This is a genomic window from Hydrogenophaga sp. PAMC20947 (assembly GCF_004795855.1).
Lineage (GTDB): Bacteria > Pseudomonadota > Gammaproteobacteria > Burkholderiales > Burkholderiaceae_C > Hydrogenophaga.
Window position 1 is genome coordinate 1,693,766 of record NZ_CP039252.1, and the last position, 26,931, is coordinate 1,720,696.

The 26,931-nt window shown below is 62.7% G+C and carries 18 protein-coding genes; 10 read left to right on the forward strand and 8 right to left on the reverse strand.

The genetic code is table 11. From position 1 onward, the window contains the following. Window positions 1-62 precede the first annotated feature (62 nt). The 3 genes from E5678_RS07570 to rmuC all read right to left on the reverse strand — a co-directional run bounded on the left by E5678_RS07570 (window position 63) and on the right by rmuC (window position 5,701). The gene (locus tag E5678_RS07570; RefSeq protein ID WP_136177950.1) at window positions 63-2,888 is read right to left on the reverse strand and encodes a monovalent cation/H+ antiporter subunit A; all 2,826 of its coding nucleotides are present in this window, start codon (window positions 2,886-2,888) and stop codon (window positions 63-65) included. A gap of 123 nt (window positions 2,889-3,011) precedes the next feature. Beyond that, the gene (locus E5678_RS07575; protein ID WP_136180681.1) at window positions 3,012-4,172 is read right to left on the reverse strand and encodes an MFS transporter; all 1,161 of its coding nucleotides are present in this window, start codon (window positions 4,170-4,172) and stop codon (window positions 3,012-3,014) included. Between the two features lie 8 nt (window positions 4,173-4,180). Next, on the reverse strand, window positions 4,181-5,701 hold the full coding sequence (rmuC, locus tag E5678_RS07580) for a DNA recombination protein RmuC (RefSeq protein ID WP_136177951.1): 1,521 nt from the start codon (window positions 5,699-5,701) through the stop codon (window positions 4,181-4,183). Between the two features lie 162 nt (window positions 5,702-5,863). Here rmuC and E5678_RS07585 point away from each other — a divergent pair, with 162 nt between their 5' ends. The 6 genes from E5678_RS07585 to E5678_RS07610 all read left to right on the forward strand — a co-directional run bounded on the left by E5678_RS07585 (window position 5,864) and on the right by E5678_RS07610 (window position 15,408). Beyond that, complete coding sequence (locus E5678_RS07585) at window positions 5,864-6,331, forward strand: RidA family protein (protein WP_136177952.1); 468 nt, start codon at window positions 5,864-5,866, stop codon at window positions 6,329-6,331. A 170-nt stretch (window positions 6,332-6,501) separates the two neighbouring features. Next, window positions 6,502-6,951 (forward strand): hypothetical protein, encoded by a 450-nt coding sequence (locus E5678_RS07590; protein ID WP_136177953.1) that lies wholly within the window; start codon window positions 6,502-6,504, stop codon window positions 6,949-6,951. Window positions 6,952-7,296: 345 nt separating this feature from the next. Continuing rightward, entirely contained in the window at window positions 7,297-10,764 is a 3,468-nt protein-coding gene (locus E5678_RS07595; protein WP_136177954.1) for a transglutaminase family protein, read from the forward strand. 70 nt (window positions 10,765-10,834) lie between these two features. Beyond that, the gene (locus E5678_RS07600) at window positions 10,835-11,542 is read left to right on the forward strand and encodes a mobilization protein (RefSeq protein ID WP_136177955.1); all 708 of its coding nucleotides are present in this window, start codon (window positions 10,835-10,837) and stop codon (window positions 11,540-11,542) included. Window positions 11,543-11,702: 160 nt separating this feature from the next. Then, on the forward strand, window positions 11,703-14,306 hold the full coding sequence (locus E5678_RS07605; protein WP_136177956.1) for a circularly permuted type 2 ATP-grasp protein: 2,604 nt from the start codon (window positions 11,703-11,705) through the stop codon (window positions 14,304-14,306). A gap of 79 nt (window positions 14,307-14,385) precedes the next feature. Next, window positions 14,386-15,408, forward strand: coding sequence for a transglutaminase family protein (locus E5678_RS07610; RefSeq protein WP_136177957.1), 1,023 nt, complete (start codon window positions 14,386-14,388; stop codon window positions 15,406-15,408). A gap of 365 nt (window positions 15,409-15,773) precedes the next feature. Here E5678_RS07610 and E5678_RS07615 read toward each other — a convergent pair whose 3' ends face one another. Continuing rightward, the gene (locus E5678_RS07615; RefSeq protein ID WP_136177958.1) at window positions 15,774-16,592 is read right to left on the reverse strand and encodes a crotonase/enoyl-CoA hydratase family protein; all 819 of its coding nucleotides are present in this window, start codon (window positions 16,590-16,592) and stop codon (window positions 15,774-15,776) included. A 240-nt stretch (window positions 16,593-16,832) separates the two neighbouring features. On the opposite strand from E5678_RS07615, the gene E5678_RS07620 reads away from it, so the two are divergent. From E5678_RS07620 to E5678_RS07635, 4 genes are all read left to right on the forward strand, one after another. Further along, window positions 16,833-17,798 (forward strand): hypothetical protein, encoded by a 966-nt coding sequence (locus E5678_RS07620; RefSeq protein WP_136177959.1) that lies wholly within the window; start codon window positions 16,833-16,835, stop codon window positions 17,796-17,798. A gap of 25 nt (window positions 17,799-17,823) precedes the next feature. Then, on the forward strand, window positions 17,824-18,645 hold the full coding sequence (locus E5678_RS07625) for an enoyl-CoA hydratase (protein ID WP_136177960.1): 822 nt from the start codon (window positions 17,824-17,826) through the stop codon (window positions 18,643-18,645). 42 nt (window positions 18,646-18,687) lie between these two features. Then, complete coding sequence (locus tag E5678_RS07630) at window positions 18,688-19,665, forward strand: nitronate monooxygenase family protein (RefSeq protein WP_136177961.1); 978 nt, start codon at window positions 18,688-18,690, stop codon at window positions 19,663-19,665. Window positions 19,666-19,811: 146 nt separating this feature from the next. After that, window positions 19,812-20,282: an N-acetyltransferase gene (locus tag E5678_RS07635; protein WP_136177962.1), complete on the forward strand. Its 471-nt coding sequence runs from the start codon at window positions 19,812-19,814 to the stop codon at window positions 20,280-20,282. A gap of 58 nt (window positions 20,283-20,340) precedes the next feature. Here E5678_RS07635 and E5678_RS07640 read toward each other — a convergent pair whose 3' ends face one another. The 4 genes from E5678_RS07640 to E5678_RS07655 form a co-directional block, all read right to left on the reverse strand. Continuing rightward, entirely contained in the window at window positions 20,341-21,603 is a 1,263-nt protein-coding gene (locus E5678_RS07640) for a sodium:proton antiporter (protein ID WP_136177963.1), read from the reverse strand. Between the two features lie 103 nt (window positions 21,604-21,706). Continuing rightward, window positions 21,707-24,043, reverse strand: a complete 2,337-nt coding sequence (parC, locus tag E5678_RS07645) for a DNA topoisomerase IV subunit A (RefSeq protein WP_136180682.1) — start codon at window positions 24,041-24,043, stop codon at window positions 21,707-21,709. A gap of 45 nt (window positions 24,044-24,088) precedes the next feature. Beyond that, entirely contained in the window at window positions 24,089-24,838 is a 750-nt protein-coding gene (locus tag E5678_RS07650) for a lytic transglycosylase domain-containing protein (RefSeq protein ID WP_168708512.1), read from the reverse strand. Next, window positions 24,835-26,805, reverse strand: coding sequence for a DNA topoisomerase IV subunit B (locus tag E5678_RS07655; protein WP_136177965.1), 1,971 nt, complete (start codon window positions 26,803-26,805; stop codon window positions 24,835-24,837). Before E5678_RS07655 ends, E5678_RS07650 begins: the two co-directional genes overlap by 4 nt. Between the last annotated feature and the right edge of the window lie 126 nt (window positions 26,806-26,931).

Here is a 26,931-nt window from a genome sequence, read left to right on the forward strand (position 1 = left end):
CGAGCCTCCCACGTCGCACTTGGCCACACAAAGCATCAATAAGGTCCGGTTGCAAGAGCAGTTCATGCCACCCTCCCCGAGCTGCTGCTCGCGCCTTCGCGGCTCACCGAACCCAGCACCGAGATGGTCAGCAAGGTAGAACCGACCACGGTGAGGTACACCCCCAGGTCAAACAGCGCGGCCGAAGCCAGTGGCAAATCACCCAAAATCGGCACATGAGGGTGGCCATGGGCACTGGTCATGAAGGGCCGCCCCCAGACAAACGCCCCCACGCCCGTCAGACCCGCTATCGACAGGCCGGATCCAATCCAGCGGATAAAGCGCCGCCCCGACTGCGCCCGCAACATCGCTTCGGCCCTGCTTTGCCCCAGCGACATGAACTGCAGTACCAAGGCCACCGCCGTGATCAGGCCGGCAATGAAGCCGCCGCCCGGCATGTTGTGCCCGCGCATGAAAATGTACAGCGTGAACACCAGCGCCACCGGCAAGACCACCGAGGCCGCGACACGCAGCAGCAGTGGCTGGGTAGAAAACGTCCAGGCCAGGCCATGAGAATCGGTCAAAGGCCGCTTGGTGCGCATGCCCTCCATCAACGCCAGCACCCCGACGGCCGCAATGCCCAGCACAGTGATTTCGCCAAAGGTGTCATAACCCCGGAAGTCAACCAGAATCACGTTGACCACGTTGGTGCCGCCACCGATCGGCAAGGCTTTTTCCAGGAAGAACCAGGATATCGATTCGTGGTTGCGGGTCAGCAGCACCCAAGACACCCAGGCCATGCCCGCGCCACCGGCCAAGGCCAGTACGCCGTCGCGCACGCGGCGAGCGAGCGTGGATTCGCTGGGCGAATGCTGGGGCAGCAACGCCAGACCCATGAGCATCAGAACCGTGGACACGACCTCGACCGACAGCTGCGTCAGGGCCAGATCGGGAGCTGACAGGCTCACGAACACCAGCGAAGTGACCAGCCCCACCAAGCCCACCAAAATGACCGCCTGGAAGCGCTGGTGATGGGTCCAGGCAATCGCCACACAAGAGGCCATCAGCAAGGCCCACACAGCCATGGCCAGCGGCGACGCCGGCAACAGCGTGCGATCCCCGGCCCCTATGCCGCTGCCCACAAACTGCAAACCCGCCACCACAACCGCGGCACCAATCAACCACCCCAGGTAACGCTGCAGCGACCCCGTCTCCAGTCGCACCGAGATGCGCCCCGCCCACCGGAACAAGCCGTCGATCACGCCCTCAAAAATCTGCCGCCCTGTCACGGGGCCGAACCAGTCCTCGGAGAGGATGCGGTGCAGGCGCCGGCCCCTGGCCAACCAGAGGTAAATCGCCGCACCGGCCGCCACCGCAATCGCGCTCATCAGCAGAGGCAGGTTGAAGCCATGCCAGATGGCCAGGTGGTATTCCGGCAATTCGCGGCCAGTCATGGCTGAGGCAGCCACATGCACCAGCGGCCCAAAGGTCAACGCAGGCAACAGGCCCACCACAATGCCCATGGCCACGAGGATCATCGTGGGCAACTTCATGCCCAGCGGCGGCTCGTGCGGATGGGGGTTGGGCACATTGCCGATGGGCCCGTTGAAGTAGGTGTCGTGCACAAAGCGCAGCGAATAGGCCACGCTGAAAATGCCCGCCAACGTCACCAGCACCGGGACCACCCAGCCCCACACGCCCGACGTGCCCACCACCGCCTCGGTGAAGAACATTTCCTTGGATAGAAAGCCATTGGTCAAAGGCACGCCGGCCATGGAAGCCGCGGCCACCATGGACAAAGTGGCCGTCCAGGGCATGAGCTTGTACAACCCCCCGAGCTGGCGCATGTCGCGCGAGTGGGTTTCGTGGTCAACGATGCCCGCAATCATGAACAGCGAAGCTTTGAAGGTGGCGTGGTTCAGCACATGGAACACCGCAGCCACAGCGGCCAGCGGAGAACCCAGCCCCACCAGGAAGGTGATCAAGCCCAGATGGCTGACCGTTGAATACGCGAGCAAGCCTTTGAGATCGTGTTTGAAGAGGGCAATGAACGCCGCAAACAGGACCGTGATCAGGCCCACCGTCGTCACCACAGCCTCAAACCAGCCCGTGCCCGCCAGAACCGGGTACATGCGCATCATCAGGAACACGCCAGCCTTCACCATGGTGGCGGAGTGCAGATAGGCCGACACCGGCGTCGGGGCCGCCATGGCATCGGGCAGCCAGAAATGGAAGGGGAACTGCGCGCTCTTGGTGAAGGCGCCCACCAGGATCAGCAGCAAAGCGGGGACAAACAGCGGGTCGGCCTGAATCCGTTCCACCTGGCCCAGCATTTCGCTCAGCTCAAACGTGCCCGCGATCTGGCCCAACAGCACAAAGCCACCCAGCATCACCAGTCCGCCGCCGCCCGTCACCGCGAGCGCCTGTCGAGCTCCGGCCCGGGCATCGGCCCGGTGGCTCCAGTAGCCCACAAGCAGGAAAGACGACAGGCTGGTCAGCTCCCAGAACACCACCAGCAGCAGCAGGTTGTCAGACAGCACCACACCCAGCATGGCGGCCATGAACAGCATCATTTCGCTGTAAAACTTGGCCACAGAATCCTTGGCGCTCAAATAGAAATGGGCGTAGATGACGATCATCAGGCCGATGAACAGGATCAGCCCCGCGAACATCAGCGAGAGGCCGTCCAGCCGGAACGACAGGCTCAGGCCGATCTCGGGCACCCATTCCCAGCGGTTGCGCACCTCCTCGCCCGCAAACACGGCGGGGGCCTGCTGCAGCAGAATTCCAAGGCTGGAGGCGGTCACACCACCAGCCACAAGCGCGGTGAGGCCACGGGCCCGGTTGCCCAGCCATCCGGTGGCAGCGGTACCGAGCAAAAGCGGTAACAAGACGATGATGAACAGCACGGCTTCTCTTTCAGGTTGGCTGGAGATTTTAAGAGGTGTAACGGCTCGTCTGACTGAAACACCCCACGACACCCGATCCTGAGACCGGTCGCCGCCTGCCCATGGTACTTGCACTCAGCCTCGTCACTTCGTGGGGGATACCCCGTCAGACACCTGCATGGTCCATGCCAGGCGCGAACCCAGGCCGACCACCGCCCCCACGGTCCAGAAAACCCCCGACAGACCCAGCACCACCCCGGCCGAACCAAACAGCAAGGGCATCACCACACTGGAGCCGTTGATGGCCATGGCACGCAAACCCAGGGCCTGCCCATGTTGGTGCTTGGGCGTGATCTGGTGCAAGGTGCTCATGATCATCGGCTGCACCGACCCGAGCGCAATCCCCAGCAGCACCGAGAGCAGCGCCATGATCCCGGCGGTCGGTGCCAGCGGATACAACACAAACAGCAGCGCGGTGGCCACCATGGCCGAGCCAATCACCACCGATTCCCGCAGATGCCGGGCCAACCAGGGCATGGCCAGCCGAATGGCGGTGGCCGCCAGTGCAAACCCACCCAGGATCGAGCCGATCACCGTGGCACTCAGGCCCCGCTCGTTGCCAATCACCGGCACCAGAAACGTGTGCACATCCCAGCACGACGACAACATCCAGTTGATCAACATCAGCCGGCGAAACCCCGCTTCGCGCAACAAATGCCAGGATCGGCCACGCGGCACATCGGCCTCATGCGCCACGGGATCCAGCTCCTGCGCACGGCGCACCCACCACCAGGCCAGGGAAGGCAAAACAGCCAGCAGCAGGTAGGCCGCCCGAAATCCCGACGCATCGATCAGCAGCCCGGCCAGAAAGGGCCCGATGAAGTTGGAAATCGAAGGGCCAATGGCCATCCAGCTGAACACCTGCTTGAGCTCCATAGGTCCATCGGCCAGCTGGCCGACATGGCGCTGCAGCGCGATCAGGGCCAGCCCCGTCGAAGCGCCGCAGGCCAGGGCGGTCACACACAACATCCCGAACACCGGGAAAGCCACGGCCAGCAAAGCGCCGGCCGTGGCCACAACCACCGCAATCTTGATCGGCGTCTTCAGACCATGGCGGTCCGCAAAGCGGCCCGCCGGCAACGAAAGAAACACCTGGGCCAGCGCAAACAAGGCCAGCAGCATGCCCACCGCAGCCGGGCTGTAGCCCTCGCGCAGGGCCATGAGTGGCGCTGCCATGCGAAAACCGGTCATGCAGGCGTGCAGACAGATCTGCGCCGCCACCAGACGGCTCAAGCGCAAGCGCAGTCCTGCGTTCAAGCCTCACCCGTGTCTGTCGGGCCGTCCAGCGGCAAGACCTCGCTTGCCTGGTCTTGCGGCAAGGCCTCTACCGCTTTCAAGGCGCGGCTCATGGCCCGGCTGCGCGTCTCAGCGTTGTCCAGCGTGTTGAGCACGGTCTGCGTCTGGCTCTTGACCTTGGCCAGCACATCACCAAACTTGCCGAATTCCGTCTTGACCGCTCCCAGCACCTGCCAGACCTCGCTGCTGCGCTTCTCCAGCGCCAACGTGCGAAAGCCCATCTGCAGGGAATTGAGCATGGCCATCAGGGTGGTTGGACCCGCCAGGGTCACCCGGTGGTCACGCTGCAAGGCTTCCATCAAGCCCGGCCGGCGCAGCACTTCGGCATACAGCCCTTCGGTGGGCAGGAACAGGATGGCGAAGTCGGTGGTGTTCGGCGGCTCCAGGTACTTCTCCGCCATGGACTTGGCCTCCAGCTTGATGCGCTGCTCGAGCGCACGTGCAGCAGCTTCGGCCCCTTCGACATCGGCACGCTGCTGCGCGTCGAGCAGGCGCTCGTAGTCTTCATTGGGGAACTTGGCGTCTATCGGTAACCAGCAGGGCGCGCCGTCCGCGCTGCGTCCGGGCAAACGAATGGCGAAATCCACCACATTGCGGCTGCCGGGCCGGGTGGCCACCTGCGTGGCGAATTGGTCGGGCGCCAACACCTGCTCCAGCAACGCCCCCAGCTGTGCCTCACCAAACATGCCACGGGTTTTCACATTGGTCAGCAAATGCTTGAGATCGCCCACCCCCTGCGCCAGCGTCTGCATCTCGCCCAGGCCTTTGTGGACCTGCTCCAGGCGATCGGCCACCTGTTTGAAGCTCTCGCCCAGTCGGGCCTGCAAGGTGGACTGCAGCTTTTCATCGACCGTGGCCCGCATTTCATCGAGTTTGGCGGCGTTGCTCTGCTGCAGCTGGGCGAGTTGGGCGTCCAGCGTGGTCCGCACCTCGGCCAAGCGGCGCGCATTGCCCTCGCTCATGTCCTGCAACTGGCGCACCAGGGTGTCGCTCAAGGTAATGCGCAACTGAACCAGCTGCTGGGCAAAAGCGTCGATCTGGGCATTTTGCGTGCGGGTGGCTTCGGCTGCCTGTTGCCCCATGCCCAGGCTGATGGCCTGCAATTGCTGGGTCAACGTGTCGCTCAGGGTGCCCCGCAACTGCATCAACTGCTGAGAGAAGGCATCCAGCTGGGCGTTTTGTGTTCGGGTGGCTTCCGAGCTTTGGCGGGTCAGCGACGCCTGGAAGCCGCCGAGCGTCTGCTGCAGCTCTTGCCGCCCGCCTCGGGCGCCGTCAACGATTTCACGGCGCAGCTCGCCTTCGACCCGCTCAATGCGGGAGGCCTGCTGGGACAAGGCGCTGGTCAATGCCTGGCGGTGGGCCAGCTCGTCGTCCGATGCCCGGGGGCGCCGCAGCAACAGCCAAAACAGCAACAAGACCCCCAACCCCTGCCCCCCCAGAATGGCCCAGACCCACCACACAATATTTTCAAAGAACATGCCGCGAATTATCCGTGCGTAAACCTTTAGAAGAGAGGGAGCCGAGAATGCACTTGAACCGCAGCGCGCGGGGCCATGAATTCGACTCATGACCCATTTTTGGACCTGGCCCGGCCCCTACAATGAAATCCACTTTTTCAACCCCTTTTCAGGAAGTGCCCCATGAGCGTTCAAGCCAAACTCACCGAACTCGGTATCACCCTGCCCCCTGTGTCTGTGCCCGCAGCGGCCTACGTGCCGTTCGCCCAGACGGGGAACCTGGTGTTTTTGAGCGGCCACGTCGCCAAAAAAGACGGCAAGCCCTGGGTCGGCCAGCTCGGTCTGACCATGGCCACTGATGAAGCCAAGCTGGCCGCGCGCACCGTGGCCATCGATTTGATGGGCACGCTCGACGCCGCCTGCAAGGCTGCCGGCAAGACGCTGGAAGACGCCCGCATCGTCAAGGTCCTGAGCCTGGTGAACTCCACCGCTGCCTACACCGAGCACCATCTGGTGACCAACGGCTGCAGCGAGCTGCTGGGCGAAGTCTTTGGTCCCCAGGCGGGTGCGCACGCTCGCAGCGCTTTCGGTGTGGCGCAGCTGCCGTTTGGCGTGTGTGTGGAAATTGAGCTGATCGCCGAACTGCGCTGAACGGGCAGGTCTGTGCCGGGGCGCTTGCCTGACGCGACCCCGTTGAGGCCGAGGGTGCGGCCTCAAGTCGGGGCGGTCCTGCGCCGATACAGCAAGGGATACGTGCTTTGCCCGGAGGGTGTTTCCTGATCGGGCGCGGCTCCCGTCCCCTCCACAGCAGGTCCAACACCATGAACGACGACACCCAGTTTGAAGCTTTCAAGGCTTCCCTTGCCAATTTCATGGGGCAAACCAACGCCTTGGTCGACCACGCGCTGTCTGACGAAGCGAAGATCGCGCATCTGGCCCCCATGATTCCCTGGGTCAGTGAGGCCATGTCCGCCTCGATGGACACCAGCTTCCTGGAGAACATTGCCCTGGCCTACTGGTCTCACATGGGCATGACCGCCACGTCCACCCCTGCGCGCCTGAAAATCATGGAGCTTGATGGCCTCACCGAAGCCGTTCGCCAGTCTTTGCTCGGGGCAGGCGGCCAAGCCACAACCAGCGCCCAGTCCAACCTGCTGAACCTGTGCGGTCTAACCGTGGGCGGCTTGCTCGATGGCATTGGTGAACTGGCCCCCTGGGTCAATGGGATCCTGCGGTCCACTCTGGGTGCAATCGACGTCGCGCGCCACTGACTCTTCTCTCTAGGCGACAGGCTGGGGACACCTGATCGCCGACGCCCTTGGGCCATGGGGACACCGATTCCTTTCAGTTTCCTGGTCCACGCACCTGCACGCCCACATGGCCCATCCAAAGCAATGGTTTTGGACCAATTTTGGGGCCCTGTCAGCCACAATGATCCTCCACGAAGGCATGGCGGCAGAAGCGGCCAGACCACCCAATTTTGCCTCTTTCGGCTGCGGTCAATCAACGAACACCGGTTTTCCCTGCTACCCTTTGGCCTGAGACTTGCTTGATAGTCCGCGCGCCGGGAAAGCAGACCGGCAGCCGTTGTCGACCACCGAAAAAGAAGGAAATTTATGGCCATTCACGCCGCCCTGAGTCACATCACTCACTACAAATACGACCGCCTGGTCGAGCTGGGCCCGCAGATTGTTCGGCTGCGCCCCGCGCCACACTGCCGCTCCAAAATCGTCTCGTATTCGCTCAAAGTGGAACCGGCTGGCCATTTCGTGAACTGGCAACAAGATCCGTTCGCCAACTACCAGGCCCGCCTGGTGTTCCCTGAAAAGGTCAAAGAGTTCAAAGTCACGATTGATGCGGTCTTTGAAATGGCCGTGTACAACCCGTTTGACTTCTTTCTGGAACCCGAAGCAGAAGAGTTTCCCTTCACCTACGACCCAGAGCTCAAGGAAGAGCTGGCTCCGTACCTGACACCTGAGCCGTTGACACCGCTGGTCAAGGCCTATCTGGACAAGATTGATCGCACCAAGCGGCGCACGGTGATCTTTCTGGTTGAGCTGAACCACATGCTCAGCCAGGACATCAAATACCTGATCCGGATGGAGCCAGGTGTCCAGACCCCCGAGGAAACGTTGAAGCTGGCCAGTGGTTCCTGCCGCGATTCGGGCTGGTTGCTGGTGCAGTTGCTGCGCAATTGCGGCCTGGCCGCGCGCTTTGTGTCGGGCTACCTGATTCAACTCAAGTCGGACGTGAAAGCCCTCGACGGCCCCAGTGGCACCGAAGTCGACTTCACCGACCTGCACGCTTGGTGCGAGGTGTATTTGCCTGGTGCTGGCTGGATCGGCCTGGATGCCACCTCTGGTCTGATGGCGGGCGAAGGACACATTCCGCTGGCGTGCACGCCGATGCCATCGGGTGCAGCACCCATCGAAGGCGGCGTGGGCAAGTGTGAAGTGACCTTCGCGCACCACATGGGTGTGACGCGCATCTACGAGTCACCCCGGGTCACCAAGCCCTACACCGAGGAACAATGGGACGCCGTACTGAAACTGGGCGACGTCGTCGACGCCGAGCTGCTGGCCGGTGACGTGCGCCTGACCATGGGTGGAGAGCCCACCTTCGTGGCCGCCAGCGACCGCGACGCGGGCGAATGGAACACCGATGCGCTCGGCCCAACCAAACGCGGATTTGCCACCGAACTGACGCAAAAGCTTCGCGACGAATACGGCCAGGGTGGCTTCCTGCATTTTGGCCAGGGAAAGTGGTATCCGGGTGAGCAACTGCCTCGCTGGGCACTCAACATTTACTGGCGCGCCGACAAAGAGCCCATCTGGGCCAACCCTGCGCTGTTCGTTGACGAGCGCAGGCCCACAAACTACACCAGCGCCGACGCACACCGCTTCACGCAAACACTGGCACGCAAGCTGGGCATCACCGACCAGTTCATGCAAGCGGCCTACGAAGACGTCTGGTACTACATGTGGCGCGAGCGGCGCCTGCCTGTGAACGTTGATCCGTTCAACTCTCGCCTGGACGACGAAATGGAACGCGTGCGTCTGCGCCGCGTGTTCACCCAGAAGCTGGACTCGGTGGTGGGCTACCTGCTGCCTTTGAAGCCCACTGATGCACCCCTGTCCGTGGGCCCCAAATGGACCAGCGGCCAATGGTTCTTGCGCGACGAACGCATGTACCTGATGCCCGGCGATTCGCCCATGGGTTTGCGCTTGCCGCTGGACTCGCTGCCCTGGGTAAATGAGGCCGACTACCCCTACATGGTGGAACAGGATCCGACCAGCCAGCGCCCGAATCTGGCGCCCCGCACCGCCATGGCCGCGCGCTACGTGGCCGGATCAGACCAGGCCGCAGAAGCGCCGCGCAAGTTTCAGAGCCCCAGTGGCATGGCATCGCTCATGTCCACCGCGAATGCGCGCACCGGCACCCAGGCCGAGCCTGCAGACATCGACCGCGTGCCCGCCCTGAACGAGTCCGCCGCCTGGATCAGCCGGACGGCCCTTTGCGTGGAAGTGCGCGACCCGCGCCGTGCGAGTGGCCCAAAGGCCGAGTCGGTCGGCAAGGCCTCTTCTGTGCTCTACGTCTTCATGCCTCCGCTGGAGAAGCTTGAGCATTACCTGGACTTGCTCGCGGCCATTGAAGCCACGGCCGAAGAGCTGAAGATGCAGCTGGTGCTGGAAGGCTATCCGCCACCACGCGACCCGCGCATGAAGTTGCTGCAGGTCACGCCCGATCCAGGCGTGATCGAGGTCAACATCCACCCGGTCACCAACTGGCGAGAACTCGTCAAAAACACCGAGTTCCTGTACAACGCGGCTTTCGAGTCGCGCCTGTCGGCCGAAAAGTTCATGGCCGATGGACGGCACATCGGCACTGGTGGGGGCAACCACTTCGTGATGGGTGGCGCCACAACCTCTGACAGCCCGTTCCTGCGCAAGCCCGAGCTGCTGGCAAGCCTGCTGCTGTACTGGCACAACCACCCTGCCCTGAGCTACTTGTTCAGCGGCATGTTTGTGGGCCCCACCAGCCAGGCGCCGCGTGTCGACGAAGCCCGCAACGACCAGCTCTACGAGCTGGAAATCGCGATCGAGCAGATTTACCAGAACCGTGAGGTGTACGGACAGAGCATGCCGCCCTGGATCGTTGACCGCACGCTGCGCAACATCCTGATCGACGCCACGGGCAACACGCACCGCAGCGAGTTCTCCATCGACAAGATGTACTCGCCCGATTCCGCCACCGGACGACTGGGCCTGCTGGAGCTGCGCGCCTTCGAGATGCCACCCCATCCGCACATGAGCAGCGCCCAGCAGTTGCTGCTCCGTGCGCTGGTCGCTCGCTTCTGGAAGAGTCCATTCAGGGCTCCGGCCACGCGCTGGGGCACCGAATTGCACGACCGATTCATGCTGCCCACATTCATCAAGCAAGATTTTGATGATGTGATCGCCGACATGAACCGCGCCGGCTATGCGTTTGATACCAGCTGGTTCGATCCGCACTACGAGTTCCGCTTCCCCATGGTCGGCGCGATCCAAACGATGGGCATGGAGTTGACCCTGCGCAATGCGCTGGAACCATGGCATGTGATGGGCGAAGAAAGCGCGGCAGGCGGTAACGCCCGTTACGTGGACTCTTCACTGGAGCGCATGGAAGTTCGTATCACCGGTATGAACCAGAGCCGCTACGTGGTCACCTGCAACGGCGAAGCCTTGCCGATGCAAAACACCGGCACGGTGGGCGAATATGTGGCCGGTGTCCGCTACAAAGCCTGGAACCCGCCCAGCAGCCTGCACCCCACCATAGGTGTGCACGCACCGCTGACCTTTGACATCGTGGACACCTGGGCCAAGCATTCGGTGGGTGGCTGCGAATACCACGTGGCCCATCCCGGTGGTTTGAGCTACGAGAGCCTGCCAGTGAATTCGTTTGAGGCCGAAAGCCGCCGCCTGTCGCGATTCAAAGACATGGGGCACACGCCAGGACCGATGGTGGTGCCTCCGGCTACCATCAACGCACCAGGCAGTCGCGAGTTTCCGTTCACCCGCGACCTGCGGCACAAGAAGCCCAACTGAAACTGAAACCAGAGGCCGGCCCATCCCGCCCGCTTCTGGCCTCTACTCACCACAAGAAACCGGCAACAACATGGCAACTCTCAACTTCATCGGCGGCGAAAAAGGCGGCGTCGGTAAATCGGTCGCGGCGCGCGTGCTCGCTCAATACTTCATTGACCGGGGTCAACCGTTCACGGGCTTTGACACCGATCGCTCCCACACCTCTTTCACCCGCTTTTACGCAGACTACGCAGCGCCCGTGGTGGTGGACTCTTACGAAGGCCTGGACCTGATCGCAGGCGAGTTCGAAGATACCCCAACCCTTGGTGTGAAACACAGCGTCATCGTCGATCTGGCCGCGCAAACGGCGGCGCCGTTGGCGCGCTGGATGCGCGACTCTGACGTTCTCGCCCTGCTGGGCAGCATGGGCGTCACGGTGAACTTCTGGCACATCGCCGATGCGGGCAAAGACTCTGTCGACCTGCTCGATCGGCTCATCAACACCTATGGTCCTGGACCCAACTACTTCGTTGTGAAAAACGAAGGCCGGGGTACCGATTTTTCCCAGCTGGAAAATTCCGCTGCCTTGAAAAAAACCTTGGCCCTGGGTGGCCGGGTGATCTCTCTGGGGCAGCTTCACGAAGGCAGCATGCGCAAAATCGATCGCCGCAATGCCAGTTTCTGGGCGGCCATCCACACCGCGGAAGGCCCTGATGCCCTGGGGATGCTGGAACGCCAACGCGTCAAAACCTGGCTGCGAAATACCTACGCCACGCTGGATACCTTGCCGTTGAAATGAGTATCGACACCCGCGTTCACGATCGTTGGGGGGCGACCCGCCGCCGATTGCCCAAACTCCGGATGGCCCGCCCATGACGGTCGTAACGTGTGAACTGCAGGGGAAAGGGCGGCCGCAGCCGGCTTTTTCGCCCTGAGCGCTGCTGGCATACTCCCCCTAAGTGAACCTCGATACATCCGACTCCCTATTTGGCACTCTCGGCCCCGGTACGCCCGGCGACTGGGCTTCGTCGCTGTCCATTCCCGCGAGTGCCGGGCACCGCGACGAGCTGCGCGGCGCGATCAGCGACGGGACCACCACGGACGGCGGGTTGGCCGATCCCTGGGGGCAATTTTTCGAACACATCGGCGCTGACGGGTTCACCGACCTGAACCGGCGCGCAGAAAACCTGCAACGCCAGATCCGCGACAACGGCGTCACCTACAACGTCTACGCCGATACCGACAAGGGGCTGAAACGCCCATGGGCTCTGGACCTGTTCCCTATGATCATCAGCCCGACAGACTGGGCGAAGATCGAGACGGGCGTTCTGCAGCGCGCGCGCCTGAACAACCGCATCATGGCCGACCTGTATGGCGAGCGCGACCTGCTCCGGCGGGCCATGTTGCCCGCCGCACTGGTGCAAGGGCACCCGGGCTACCTGCGCTCCATGCAAGGCGTCAGGCCGCCCGGCGACACCTGGCTGAACATCATGGCGTTCGACCTCGCCCATGGTCCCGACGGGCAGTGGTGGGTGGTGGGACAACGCACGCAGGCACCGTCTGGCTTGGGCTATTTGCTGGAAAACCGCATTGCGATTTCGCGACAGTTTCCCAAGCCCTTTGTCGGGATGAAGGTGCAGCGCCTGGCGGCCAGCTACCAGGCGCTGATCGAAGGCATCAAACAAATGGCGCCCGAAGGCGAAAACGCCCGCATTGCCCTGCTCACGTCCGGGCCCCACAACGAAACCTACTTCGAGCATGCCTATCTGGCCCGCTACCTCGGTCTGACGCTGGTGGAAGGCAACGACCTCACGGTGCGTGACCAGCGCCTCTACCTCAAGACACTCAAAGGACTCGAGCCGGTCCACGCGCTGATCAAGCGCATGGACGACGAGTGGCTGGACCCGCTGGAGCTTCGTTCAGACTCCAAGCTGGGTATTCCCGGCCTGCTGCAGGTGCTGCGCGCCGGCAACCTGTTGCTCGCCAACTCCCCGGGCTCAGCGCCTCTGGAATCCAGCGCCCTGCTCGGTTTTCTTCCCGCCATCAGCCGCCACCTGCTCGGTGAGGAGCTCAGCCTGCCCTCGCTGAACACCTGGTGGTGCGGCGAAGACGCTGCGCTGCGTGAAGTACTGCCTTTGCTGCGCAAGAGTGTGATCAAACCCAGCTATCCACGATCTGGCCTGGACACGGCCATGGGCCAGTCCCTGACCTCCCGCGAGCTAGACGAATGGGCGGGCCGCATGTTGCGACACCCTGACGACTACACGGTGCAATCGTGGTTGCCCCTGTCCCAGACACCGACCTGGGCCGAGCGTCGCTTGATGCCGAGGTCGGCGATGCTGCGCGTGTTCGCGCTGGCAGACGGACCTCAGTCCTGGCGGGTATTGCCTGGTGCGCTGGTGCGATTGGCGCCTCGCGGCCAGCTCATCGCCGCCATGCAGCGTGGTGGCAGCAGCGCCGACTGTTGGGTCATGACTGAAGGCCAGGTGGACCATACCAGCCTCTTGCGCTCGGCACCGACCACCCTGGCCATGGCCCATCAGGAGCGCCCGGTCACAAGCCGCGCTGCCGAAAATCTCTTCTGGCTGGGCCGCTACACCGAGCGTGCCGAAACCGGCATCCGCCTGGCCAAGATCGTGCTCGAGCACATGGACGGCGAAGAACCAGACTCACCCGCGCTGACCGCCTGGCTGTCGGCCGTGGCTGAAGAGAACTCGCTGGTGCTGCCCGATGTGCCATCGGCCCTGCAATCGGCTCGGGTTTTCACCCGCAGCCTGGTCGCCAGCCTGTCACCACCCGCCGACGCCGAGACCCCGTCATTCAGCGTCGGCTACAACCTCAGCGCACTCAGGGGCACAGCCGCTCAAGTTCGAGAGCGCCTGTCTCAAGAGCACTGGAACCTCATTGAGCGCGCCGCGTCCGGCTTTGCCAATGACTGCGCGATACTGTCGGCCGAAAGCGATTTCGGCAATGCCGATGCCCTGGGCGCCTTGAACAGCGCCAGCGAACTGCTGGCCGCGATCACCGGATCGCAAACCGACCGCATGGTGCGCGACAGCGGCTGGCGGTTGCTGTCGATCGGGCGGCATATCGAGCGCCTGTCAACATTGACGCGCGCCCTCCAGCTCGGCATAAAGCACGGTTGCCTCAATGACACCGCCGGCTTCGAAGCCATGGTGGCATTGTTCGACAGCACCATCACCTTTCACGCGCGTTACCAGCAAAGGCGAGACATGGTGGCGCTGGTCGATTTGCTGGTCATCGACCGCGACAATCCACGCTCCCTTGGCTGGGTCCTGCAAACCCTGCGGGCCCGATTGTCCAAGCTGTCCCAGAGCGCCAAGGCGCAAGATGCGGTGTTGGCGCTTGAGCTTCCCGACCCCGATATATGGGTGCTGGCCGATCTCAGCTACTGGCAGCGCGACCCGGAGGGCCGCCGCACTTACCAAGCCCTGTCCGAGCTGCTCACCCATTGCGAACAGGCAGCGGGCCACCTGTCTGACGAGATTACACGACTGCACTTCAGCCATTCAGATCGACGCAACCAGTCCCTGGGCGCCTGAGTGAGACCACTCGAAGCCCCTCAAGACCGCCTGGTGGTTCCCACTCGCGCCCATCCCATCATTTGGCGGAATCATTGACATGCTGCTGCGCATCCTGCACCGCACCCACTACGACTACCAGGGCACCATCGATATGGCGCAGCACATGGTGCACCTGTCGCCGATCGAAACGGCCTCCCAAAAGGTGTTGAAGCACTCGCTGAATATCACCCCCGAACCAGCTGCGCGCAGCCAGACTGTCGACGTCTTCGGCAACATGCGCACCTTTTTCTCGCTGCAATCGCCCCATGAAACACTCACGGTCGAAGCCGATACGCTGATCGAAACCAGCGAACCCCAACCGCTGCCCTACAGCCTCGAATGGACCGCCTTGAGCTGGGAACGCGTGCGCGAGCATTTCCGATACCGCACCAAAGCCCCTTACGACCCGGCCAGCGAATTCCTGTTTGCTTCACCTTATGTGCCACGCGATGATGCCTTTGCGGCCTTCGCCATGCCCGTCTTCGGCGAAGACGTGCCGCTGCTGGAGGCCGCACGCGCCTTGATGGAGCGCATCCACACCGAGCTGAAATACGAGACGGCCAGCACCGAAGTCAACACACCAGCGCTGGAAGCGCTGGAACAAGGCAAGGGCGTGTGCCAGGACTTCGCCCACATCATGTTGGGCTGCTTGCGCAGTCTGGGCCTGCCCGCGCGGTATGTCAGCGGCTACCTGCTCACCCAGCCGCCCCCTGGCAAACCCCGCCTCATCGGTGCCGATGCCTCGCACGCATGGGTGTCGGTGTACTGTCCGTTGCCGCAAAGCCTGGAAGACAGCGAGGGCAAAACCGCTCCGCCCAGCGGCATCTGGGTCGACTACGACCCCACCAACAACCGCTGTGGTTGGGGCAGTCCTGGGGAAGACTATGTCACCCTGGCCACGGGTCGTGACTTTTCAGACGTCTCGCCCATGCGTGGCGTGATCCAGGGCGCGTCACAACACGAGCTGGAAGTCGCCGTGACCGTGGCGCCGCCTGATGAATGGGACAAGCTCGCGACGCGAGCGCCTGCGCCAGCTGCGAACCAGACTCAAACGCAAACCCAATCCCAAACATCAGTTTGAACCCGTTGCTGACTGGAACACCGTTCAGTATTTGCCACAACGGTCAGGCGCTTCGATTCGTGCCGTGTTTTCCCTGCTTGCGGCAAAACCAATCACCGAAGAATGGCAATGCCACGGTCAGGCACTGCGATGCCGGTCTGTCAATCGCACACCTCGCCCCAGCTTGAGCTTCCCGGTAAGGACGACGCGGTGGCCTGGCCAGGTTGAATGTGGGCCCCGAAACAGCCCGTCAACGCCAGGCCAACTGTCGCAGCACTTCCCACCATCGCCCTCATCACCCGAAGTCCTCAGGTGGTCAACACCTGGTTTGCCCCCCCGAACGCACCAGCCCACAGAAGACTTTCGGGGTTGAGGCGCGGCCGGAATCAACGCCCGGTGAACACCGCCTTGCGTTTTTCCACAAAAGACCGCACGCCTTCGGCCCAGTCTTCGCTGGCAAAAATGCGCTGGCCGATGGCCGGAAAATCGGCCACCGCAGCGGCGGGACCTTCTTCCACCGCCTTGATCGTGTTGAGCCGCGTGGCCTGCACCGCCAGAGGTGCCTGCTCGGCAATGCGCTCGGCGATGGCCATGGCTTCTTTCAGCACCTGATCGTTGGGCACCAGCTTCTGCACGAAGTTGAGGCGGTAGGCCGTGGGGGCATCGAAGTCATCACCGGTGAGCAGCAGCAGCATGGCGTTGCCCAGACCCGCTCGTTGGGACATGCGCAAGGTGGCACCTGCGCCGGCCATCAAGCCCCGCTGCACTTCTTTCTGGCTGAAGCGGCAATCTTCCCCGGCAATCACGATGTCTGCGCCCAGCATGAGCTCGATACCCACGGTGAAACAGATGCCTTTGACAGCCGCAACCACGGGTTTGGTGCGGCGGCGGTAGCCCGGTTTTCCGAAATCATGGGGCTCCACCAGGCCCTCGGGCACGACTTTTTCGCCCCGCTCCAGATGGGCCTGAATGGACGGCATGTCCAGGCCGGCCGTGAAGTGGTCGCCGAACGCATGCAGTACCCCGATACGCAGCTCGGGCTCGTCGTCCAGGCGGGTGTAAGCCTCGGCGAGTTGCCTGAACATGGCCGGCGTCCAGCCATTGCGCTTGGCGGGGCGGTTGATGCCGATGAGCAGGATGTTGCCAACAACCTGCGTATCGATGCAGCCTTCGGCAGGGGGCGTTTGGGTGGGTTGAATGTGCATGACTGGGCTGGGCTCAAGTGGTGTTGAAGGGGCACGCGCAGACACCCATTCGGTGCCTCGCGCAGTGGTGCGATGGTCGAATGTTCACCCGGTTGCCATGCCAGGGACTGACTCGCAGGCGACTGCCCGCCTGCAGCGGTGCCGTCTATGCTGAGCGCCCAAGTCGGTCCGATGCACTGTTGCTGTGTGCTGCGATCCTCGTGTTCTTTGTGTTTGCCGATGGCCCTACCCCACCCCACCATGCACGCCACCCTGACCCCATTTCCAGACTTCCCCGCCAGCGCCTTGAGCGGTCCACTGCGCGAGCCGCGCCAGATGCTGGCCGAGCAAAGCTACGACGGCCACCTGTCAATCCACGACGACGCCACCGCGGGCGAACTCGGTCTGAGCGCCGGCCCCATCGAAGGCCCCACGCATTTCAGCCAATTCGATCCGCTGCTCTTTGGTCTCTTTGGTCAGGACTGGTTCGAAACCGGTTGCATCAGCGTGCACTACCAGAACATGGTGGTCGAGGGTGAATCCGTGCGGGCCTTTGTTCAACCACCCGCCGACGGCCAACGGGTCGCTCAGATCTGGGCCGAGAAGCGCGATGGCACGCCGGTGCTCAAAGGCACGGCCTCTGTTGGTAACGTGCCCGACGGCGAACATGAAATCCCAAAACGCATCGCCAAGCTGCGCCCATCCACTGGTCTGGTCATCAACCACGACCTGAAGGTAGGCCAGCGAGGGGCACAAGCCGAAACGATCACCATGGGCTTCGAGCAACACATGGGCGCTTACTACCCCTTCAGCCTGGCCGACAAGCTCAAGGTCATCACCGAGCCCTCGCCCTGGTACACGCCCGAAGGCGGCACGCAGTCGCCCTGGCGCCGAGCCATCGTTCCGATGGAAATGATCAGCGTGTTGCTCGGCAGCACCGTAAAGCTCGCCGGCTTCAGCGGCCGGGGACCCGCCGTGGGCCTGTTCGCGGGCCAGCAGATCCGCCTCCTCAAGGGCCCGTTGTTTGTCGGCCAGGCCTACGGCCTGCAGCGCGAAATCATCGCGTTGAGCGAAAGCGCGCGCACCGAATCGGCCTGGGTGCGCACACGGGTTTTCGAACCCGGCACGCAAGAACCCGTGGCCGAAATGATCCTCAACAGCGCCACGCTGAAAAACTCCTATGCGAACTACGAAGCCGATGCCCGCACGCTCGGTCTGACCCCCTGACATCGCCCACAGAGAAAGCCCATCCATGACCTCCATCGACACCGGCACACCCGACCTCCTGGCCCATCAAGACAGCGGTGTGCTCACGCTCACCATGAACCGGCCCCAAGCCCGAAATGCGCTGTCGCGCCCCATGCTGGAGGCCATGCAGCGGCTGCTGACCGAGGCCGAGTTCAACCCCGAAGTGCGCTGCATCGTGCTGACCGGCAGCGGCCAGGCTTTTTGCGCCGGCGGTGACGTCAAAGGCATGGCGGCGTCCTACGCCGAGGGAGGCGCCAAAAAAACGGTCGACGAATCCATCCATATTCAACGCCACAGCCAGCGCGAGACGGCTGGCCGCCTGTTCAAGATGCCCAAGCCCACACTGGCCGTGTTGCCCGGCGCGGCCGCGGGTGCGGGCCTCTCGCTTGCGCTGGCTTGCGACCTGCGCATCATGAGCAGCGCCGCATTCATGACCACGGCTTTTGCCAAGGTGGGCTTTGCGGGCGATTACGGCGGCACCTACTTCCTCACCCAACTCATCGGAGCCGCCAAGGCGCGCGAAATGTACCTCCTGAGCGACCGCGTGACCGCCGAAGAAGCCTTGCGCCTGGGCCTGAGCAACTGGGTGGCCGAGCCCGATGCGCTGGCCGCAAAAACGCAGGAAATCGCGCGGCGCCTCGCCAACGGCCCCCCAGTCGCCTACCGCTACATGAAAGAAAACCTCAACCGCGCCATGGGCGGCGAAATCGACGAGTGCCTGGACCTCGAAGTCACCCACCATGTGCATTGCGCCCAGACCAGCGACCACCAGGAAGCCGCCAAGGCTTTTGTCGAGAAACGCACACCCGTTTTCAACGGCCGTTGAGCCGGCGCCCTTACCGATCTTATTGAAGAAAGCGACACCCCCATGAAAACCCAAATCACCGAGATGCTGGGCATCGAACACCCCATCGTTCAGGGGGGCATGCACTATGTCGGCTTGGCCGAACTCGCCGCCGCCGTCTCCAACGCCGGCGGCCTGGGTGTCATCACCGGGCTCACCCAGCGCACCCCTGAGCTGCTGGCCAAAGAAATCGCCCGCTGCCGCGAGATGACCGACAAGCCTTTTGGCGTGAACCTCACCTTCCTGCCCACCGTTTCATCCCCCGATTACCCGGGCTACATCAAGGCCATCATCGAAGGCGGCGTGAAGGTCGTGGAGACTGCCGGCAACAATCCGCAAAAATACCTGCCGGCGCTCAAGGAAGCCGGCGTCAAGGTGATCCACAAATGCACCGCCGTGCGCCACGCCCTCAAGGCCGAGGCCATCGGCTGCGACGCGGTCAGCGTGGATGGCTTCGAGTGCGGCGGCCACCCTGGTGAAGACGATGTGCCCAACTTCATCTTGCTGCCCCGCGCGGCCGACGTGTTGAAGATTCCGTTCCTGGCGTCAGGCGGCATGGCCGACGGCCGATCGCTGGTGGCCGCGCTCGCCATGGGCGCGGACGGCATCAACATGGGAACCCGCTTCATCGCCACCCAGGAAGCGCCTGTGCACGCCAATGTCAAAGCCGCCATCGTGGCAGCCTCGGAGCTGGACACCCGCTTGGTCATGCGCTCGCTGCGCAACACTGAGCGCGTGCTCACCAACCAGGCCGTGGAACGTCTGCTGGAAAAAGAAAGAACCTTGGGTGCGAACCTCAAGTTCGAAGACATCCTGCCCGAAGTGGCCGGCGTGTACCCCAAGATCATGCAAGACGGCACCATGGACGCGGGCGCCTGGTCTTGCGGCATGGTCGCGGGCCTGATCCACGATGTGCCCACCGTGAAGGCTCTGATCGACCGCATCATGGCCGAAGCCCACGGAATCATCAACGAGCGACTGGCCCGCTTCAGCGCAGCCTGAGCAGTGGGGGGCAAAGACCGATGGCCCTGGGCGCAGGCATCGCCTACCCATCGGTCCATCGCAGCACAGGCACCAGCTGGCTGTAAGGCCCTCTTCTTACGGCCGGGCTGCAGGCCCAGCATGGGTGTTTTTGGTTATGCTGGGTTATGACCTCGTCCATTCGACCCCTGCATGCCGATGACCTTCCCCGTTTAAGCGAACTTTTTGACCTCTACCGCCAGTTCTACGGACAAGCACCTGACCCTGCGCTGGCCCGTGAATTCATCGCCGAGCGGTTCACCCGCAAAGAATCGGTGGTGTTGGTGGCTGAAACGGCAGCCAAGGAGTTGGTGGGTTTTTGCCAGCTCTACCCGAGCTTCTGCTCTGTCGAGGCCGCACCGATTTACACGCTGTACGATCTTTTCGTATGTCCGGAGGCCAGGCGCCTGGGTGCCGCCCGGCAGCTGTTGCTGGCCGCGGAGACCCGGGCCACGGCGGATGGCCGGGTGCGCATGGATCTGACCACCGAAAAAACCAACCACCAGGCCCAGGCGCTTTACGAATCGCTGGGCTGGCTGCGCGATGAAGTGTTCTACGCTTACACTCGCCGCCTGGTACCAGGCGAGCCAGCCTCATAACCCCGCGCAACATCTGGAACAGCGGCTGCGCCAGCGAAATCGACAAGGCCGCAAGCGCTCAGTGCCGCTCGCCCGTCTTGTTGGTGCCCGCCCCCAAAGCCCGTTTTGTCATCGCGCCAATCGACATGCCCTGAACCAAGATGGAGAAAACCACCACGCCATAGGTAAGCGCCAGCACAGTGTCTCGCTCGGACCCGGCGGGCAGCGACAAAGCCAGCGCCACCGAAATGCCGCCGCGCAAGCCGCCCCAGGTGAGCACCTTCCAGGAACCCGCCGGCAAGTTGAACGACCTCGGCGTCAAGCGCACCGGCAGACCCACCGTCAGCAAGCGCGCCAACAGGGTCACCACAATGGCCACGGCGATGCCAATCATTTCCCTACCCGAGAAAGCGATCACCATCACCTCCATGCCGATCAGCACGAACAAAACGGCGTTGAGGATTTCGTCAACCAGCTCCCAGAACATGTCCACATAGCGGCGCGTGGTGTCCGACATGGCCAGTGCGCGCCCGTGGTTGCCCACAATCAGCCCGGCCACCACCATGGCCAAGGGTCCCGACATGTGCAGCTTGGCGGCCAGCGCATAACCGCCCACCACCGTGGCCAGCGTGAGCAACACCTCCACCTGGTAGTTGTCCACACTGCGCAACAGCCAGAAGGTCACAGTGCCCAGCACCAGCCCCAGGATCAAGCCGCCACCGGCTTCATGCGCCAACAACTCGGCCCCCTGGCCCAGAGACGGCGCGACGCCACTCACCGCCATGCCCAGCAGCAGGGAAAAAACCACCACGCCCACACCGTCGTTGAACAGCGACTCACCCGCAATCACGAGCTCCAGTTCACGGGGCGCATGGGCCGACTTGAGAATGCCCATCACAGCGATCGGATCTGTCGGCGAGATGAGTGAGCCAAACAACAGGCAATACATCAGGGGCAATGGCAGCCCTACCCAAGGCAGCAGGAGATAGAGTATGAAACCGACCAGCAACGTTGAGAGCACCGTGCTCACCACGGCCAGCGAACCGACCTGCCATCGAAAGGCTTTGAGCTCGCTCAAATCGATGTGCAGCGCCCCGGCAAAGAGCAAGAACGACAACATGCCCTGCATCAACACGCCGGAAAAATCAATGGACTGCAGCAGCGAAACCTCGGCATCGTGCAGCTCCCGGGCAAAGCCGAAGCCATCGAGAACCACCAGAGCCAGAGAAAAAATCAGAGCCACAGCCATCACACCAATGGCCGTGGGCAGCTTGATGAAGCGGTGATTGACATAGGCCATCAAGGCGGTCAAAACCAGGCAAACGGCAACAATATCGAGCATGGGAACCCCCTCTTTTTTCCTGGAACAAACACCTCAACCCGATTTCACCCAGAAACAAAACAGGCCCCTGTTCAGGAGCCTGTTTTCCTTAGCCGATTCGAGCTTACTCGACGCGCGTGATCCGGTTGGGCTTGAAGCCCAGATCGGCCGCCTTGCCTTTGCGGGCGCGGGCAGCGCGGGCGTTATTCAGGCTTCGGATTTCCAGGGTTTCATCGCGCTCTTTGCCACCGCGGCCAATGCCTTCGATCTTCACGCTGCGCGTGTAAGCCACCGCTCCAGCCAGCGTGTCTTTGGCCTCCAGATCGATCAACATCAGGCCGCGCCCACCCTTCTCCATGGTCTTGAGCTCGGTGATCTCAAAGGTCAGGATACGACCACCCGTCGAGGCACAGGCCACATGGGTAGCCGCAGCCAATGGCTGGCCTCCGGTTGTGTTGGCCGCGTGGGACGGTGCACACACCGACTCTCCGTCCCCCACCGTGATGAATGTCTTGCCGGCTTTCTGGCGCGACACCAGGTTCTCGACCTGAGCCAGGAACCCATAACCACCCGTGCTGCTGAGCAGGAGCGTGGCGTTGGCAGGCCCTGCGAAATAGTGCAGGGCTTGCGTGCCGCTCTCCAGTTCGATCAGGGTGGTGATGGGTTGTCCGTCACCGCGCGCCCCTGGCAAGCTGGCCACCGGCACCGAGTACACCCGGCCATTGCCGCCAAAGACGATCAGCGTGTCCACCGTGCGGCATTCGTAGGTGCCATGCAGTGTATCGCCAGCCTTGAAGGCGAAGCTCGCTGCCTCGTGGCCATGGCCGGTGCGTGCACGCACCCAGCCCTTGCTGGACACCACCACGGTCACAGCCTCGTCCACCACCTTGATCTCAACCACAGCTTTTTTCTCGGCCTGGATCAATGTCCGGCGCCCATCGGCAAACACCTTGGCGTCGGCCTCGATCTCCCTGACCATCAGGCGTTTCAAGCTGCCCGGGTTGCCCAGAATGTCTTCCAGCTTGCCCTGCTCATCGCGCAGCTTGCCGAGTTCCTGCTCGATCTTGATCGCTTCCAGCCGTGCGAGCTGGCGCAGGCGAATTTCCAGAATGTCTTCGGCCTGGCGGTCGCTGAGTTGAAAGCGATCGATCAACGCGGCCTTGGGATCTTCGGCCTGACGAATGATCGCAATCACCTCGTCGATGTTGAGCAAAACGAGCTGACGGCCTTCCAGGATGTGAATCCTGTCGAGCACCTTGTTCAGGCGGTGCTGCGAACGGCGGGTGATCGTAGTCTGGCGGAATTCAATCCATTCCGTCAACATCAGCCGCAAAGATTTTTGCGTGGGGCGACCATCGATGCCGATCATGGTCAGGTTGATCGGTGAAGAGGTCTCCAGACTGGTGTGCGCCAACAGCGCCGTGATCAGCTCCTGCTGGGCGATGCGGCTGCTCTTGGGCTCAAACACCAGGCGCACCGCCGCATCCTTGCTCGACTCGTCGCGCACGCCATCGAGCACCATCAAGATGCTGGCCCTGAGCTGGGTCTGGTCCTGGCTCAGCGCCTTCTTGCCGGTCTTGACCTTGGGGTTGGTGATCTCTTCGATCTCTTCAAGCACCTTTTGCGAGCTGACGCCCGGTGGCAATTCTGTGACCACCAGATTCCACTGGCCCCGCGCCAGGTCTTCGATCTTCCAGCGCGCGCGCACCTTGAGGCTGCCGCGACCCGTGCGGTAAGCATCGGCAATATCGCTGGCCGGGCTGATGATCTGCCCGCCACCCGGATAATCCGGGCCAGGCAAGATGGCCAGCAACTCTTCTTCGCTGAGTTTGGGGGACTTGATCAAGGCCACACAGGCGTCGGCCACCTCGCGCAGATTGTGGCTGGGGATCTCGGTGGCCAGGCCCACGGCAATGCCCGAGGCGCCGTTCAGCAAGTTGAAGGGCAGGCGCGCAGGGAGTTGTTTGGGCTCTTCAAACGAACCGTCGTAGGTGGGCACAAAATCGACCGTGCCTTCGTCGATCTCGTCCAGCAACAGGCCGGAGATTCGCGCCAGGCGCGCCTCGGTGTAACGCATGGCAGCCGCGCCGTCGCCATCTCGAGAGCCAAAGTTGCCCTGGCCATCGATCAGCGGGTAGCGCTGCGAAAAATCCTGCGCCATGCGCACCAGTGCGTCGTAGGCAGCCGAATCACCATGCGGATGGTATTTGCCCAGCACATCGCCCACGACGCGGGCGCTTTTAACCGGCTTGGCGGCCGCATTGCCTGAGAAGCTCAGACCCATGCGGTCCATGGCGTACAGGATGCGCCGCTGCACCGGCTTCTGGCCGTCACACACGTCGGGCAAGGCACGCCCCTTGACGACCGACAAGGCGTATTCCAGATAGGCGCGCTGAGCGTAGGCCGCCAGGCTGTCAGCTTCGGGTTCGCCGGGCGTGTCCAGAGGCAATTCGGGATTCATCGTGTCCATGGGGTCTTCATCAAATTCGTTGTTTGGCTGGCCCGCTCACAGCGCGGCTACAGGCACAGCTTCCTTGCGGGCGATCGCTTCGCGGGCATCAGCCCGCTGTCGCAACACCGCCTTGGGCGGGCGCAGATCCTGGTGCAATCGCATCACCTTGGCCACATAGTCTTGGGTTTCACGGTAGTTGGGCACCTGTCGGCCAGCGCGCCGCACAGCACCTTCGCCGGCGTTGTAAGCAGCCAGCGCCAGCTCGATTTCACCATCAAACCGCTTCATCAGCCATGCCAGGTAGCGCGCACCTGCATGCACATTGGTGCGGGGATCGGTCAGGCGCTGCTCCACCGATTGCCGGGCCTGTGCCTTCACACCAAACCGCTGCGCGGTCTCAGGCATCAGTTGCATCAGCCCCACCGCCCCCATGGGGCTGACCGCACGCGGGTTGAACCCCGATTCAGTGGCGATCACCGCTTTGAGCAACTCGTATTCCACGCCGTAGGCGGTCGCTGCCTCCCGGATCAGATAGCGCACCGCCTTGTAGCGGGTCGACACATCAAACGCTGCTCCGACGCCCGGGCGGGCCCACGCGGCGCTGCGCTGGCCTCCCGCCACCGGTGAACTGTCCGCGATGCCTTTGTAAAAAAGTTCGTAGCGATTGTCGACCCGGTGGTCGGAAAAATGGGTTGCCCCTCCCCGGTCGACATAGCCCCAGATCTGGGCCCAGGCAGGCGCACACAACAACAGCGCAAGCGCCACCGCGCTTCGCCGCCAGGTGGCACCCCACGAAGTCCTCAAACGTCGATCTCCACGGAGTCGCCATGCAACTCCATCAATTCGCGCCTTGAGGCCGCCTCCCCTTTGCCCATGAGCTTGGTGATCAGCGCCTCGGTTCCGGCGAAATCCAACCCGCCCAGCGTCACCGGCATCAAGCGGCGGGTGTCGGGGTTCAGCGTGGTGTCCCACAACTGCTCGGCGTTCATTTCGCCCAGGCCCTTGAACCGGCTGATCGGGCACTTCTCGCGCGACACGCCCTCTTTCTCACATTTGTCCAGGATCGCATGCAACTCACCCTCGTCCAGCGCGTATTGCTTGCTGGCGGGCTTTTTCCCCCGCGCCGGCACATCCACACGGAACAGGGGCGGACGGGCCACATACAGGTGCCCAGTTTCGATCAGCTTGGGGAAATGGCGGAAAAACAGCGTCAGCAGCAGCACCTGGATGTGTGAACCGTCCACATCGGCATCGCTCAAAATGCACACCTTGCCGTACCGCAGACCACTCATGTCCGGCGTGTCCAGGGGACCGTGAGGGTCCACCCCAATCGCCACGGCAATGTCGTGGATCTCGTTGTTGGCAAACAGCCGGTCGCGCTCGACCTCCCAGGTGTTGAGCACCTTGCCGCGCAGCGGCAGGATCGCCTGGCTTTCCTTGTTGCGTCCCATCTTGGCGCTGCCACCGGCGGAGTCGCCCTCCACCAGAAACACCTCGTTGTGGGCCAGGTCACGGCTTTCGCAATCGGTCAGCTTGCCCGGCAATACCGCCACGCCAGAGCCCTTGCGCTTCTCAACCTTTTGACCCGCTTTCTGGCGGCTCTGGGCCGCTTTGATCGCGAGTTCGGCCAGTTTCTTGCCGTAATCCACGTGCTGGTTGAGCCACAGCTCCAGCGCGGGGCGCACATAGCTGCCCACCAGACGCACCGCGTCGCGCGAGTTCAAACGTTCCTTGATCTGGCCTTGAAACTGGGGGTCCAGCACCTTGGCGCTGAGCACATACGAAGCCCGTGCGAACACATCTTCGGGCAACAGCTTCACGCCCTTGGGCAGCAAAGCGTGCAATTCGATGAAACTCTTGACCGCCTGAAAGAGCCCGTCGCGCAAACCGCTCTCGTGCGTGCCGCCGGCACTGGTGGGGATCAGATTGACATAGCTTTCCCGCACGGGGTGGCCATCTTCGGTGAACGCCACACACCAGGAAGCACCCTCGCCCTCGGCGAAGCTGTCGTGGCCGCTGTCGGCAAAGCCTTCGCCCTCAAACAAGGGAATCACCGGGTCGCCATTGAGCGTCTGCTGAAGGTAATCTCGCAGGCCGCCTTTGTATTGCCAGACTTGGGTGTCTTTGGTCTTTTCATTCACCAGCGTCACGCTGACGCCGGGCATCAGCACCGCTTTGCTGCGCAGCAGGTGCATCAGCTCGTTCATCGGCAGCGCAGCAGATTCAAAATACTTGGGATCGGGCCAGGCACGCACCGTGGTGCCCTGCTTGCGATCGCCATCGCCTTTGGGCTGGATGGTGAGAGGCTCAATCACATCGCCGGCGGAAAATGCCAGGCGCGCCACCTGTCCTTCGCGGTAGCTGATCACGTCAAGCCGGGTTGACAGCGCATTGGTCACGCTCACCCCAACACCATGCAAGCCACCCGAGAAGCTGTAGGCACCGCCCTTGCCCTTGTCGAACTTGCCACCGGCATGCAACCGCGTGAACACCAGCTCCACCACGGGCGCTTTTTCTTCCGGGTGCATGCCAAACGGAATGCCGCGGCCGTCATCTTCAATGCTGACCGACTGGTCTGCATGCAAGGTGACTTTGATTTTTTTGCCGTGTCCCGCCAGCGCTTCGTCGGCCGCGTTGTCCAGCACCTCCTGGATGATGTGCAGCGGGTTGTCGGTCCGGGTGTACATGCCCGGGCGTTGTTTCACCGGCTCCAGGCCCTTGAGGACGCGGATGGAGCCTTCGGAATATTCAGAGTTGCTTTGGGTCGCCATGGGGGCGGATTGTAGCCCTGCGCGTTGACAAACACTGTACATATCAACATATCGAATGCCCAAAGCGTGGCATCGATGCGCCAACCGCATCAAAGTCCCAGACAAATTTCACAGGTTTACGACACC

Bases quoted from the DNA above. Each gene is read 5' to 3' on its own strand.
- E5678_RS07590 (WP_136177953.1), top strand. From the start codon at position 6,502: ATGAACGACGACACCCAGTTTGAAGCTTTCAAGGCTTCCCTTGCCAAT.
- parC (WP_136180682.1), bottom strand. From the start codon at position 24,043: ATGAATCCCGAATTGCCTCTGGACACGCCCGGCGAACCCGAAGCTGAC.
- E5678_RS07640 (WP_136177963.1), bottom strand. From the start codon at position 21,603: ATGCTCGATATTGTTGCCGTTTGCCTGGTTTTGACCGCCTTGATGGCC.
- E5678_RS07600 (WP_136177955.1), top strand. From the start codon at position 10,835: ATGGCAACTCTCAACTTCATCGGCGGCGAAAAAGGCGGCGTCGGTAAA.
- E5678_RS07610 (WP_136177957.1), top strand. From the start codon at position 14,386: ATGCTGCTGCGCATCCTGCACCGCACCCACTACGACTACCAGGGCACC.
- E5678_RS07635 (WP_136177962.1), top strand. From the start codon at position 19,812: ATGACCTCGTCCATTCGACCCCTGCATGCCGATGACCTTCCCCGTTTA.
- E5678_RS07625 (WP_136177960.1), top strand. From the start codon at position 17,824: ATGACCTCCATCGACACCGGCACACCCGACCTCCTGGCCCATCAAGAC.
- rmuC (WP_136177951.1), bottom strand. From the start codon at position 5,701: ATGTTCTTTGAAAATATTGTGTGGTGGGTCTGGGCCATTCTGGGGGGG.
- E5678_RS07595 (WP_136177954.1), top strand. From the start codon at position 7,297: ATGGCCATTCACGCCGCCCTGAGTCACATCACTCACTACAAATACGAC.
- E5678_RS07615 (WP_136177958.1), bottom strand. From the start codon at position 16,592: ATGCACATTCAACCCACCCAAACGCCCCCTGCCGAAGGCTGCATCGAT.
- E5678_RS07620 (WP_136177959.1), top strand. From the start codon at position 16,833: ATGCACGCCACCCTGACCCCATTTCCAGACTTCCCCGCCAGCGCCTTG.
- E5678_RS07585 (WP_136177952.1), top strand. From the start codon at position 5,864: ATGAGCGTTCAAGCCAAACTCACCGAACTCGGTATCACCCTGCCCCCT.
- E5678_RS07630 (WP_136177961.1), top strand. From the start codon at position 18,688: ATGAAAACCCAAATCACCGAGATGCTGGGCATCGAACACCCCATCGTT.
- E5678_RS07655 (WP_136177965.1), bottom strand. From the start codon at position 26,805: ATGGCGACCCAAAGCAACTCTGAATATTCCGAAGGCTCCATCCGCGTC.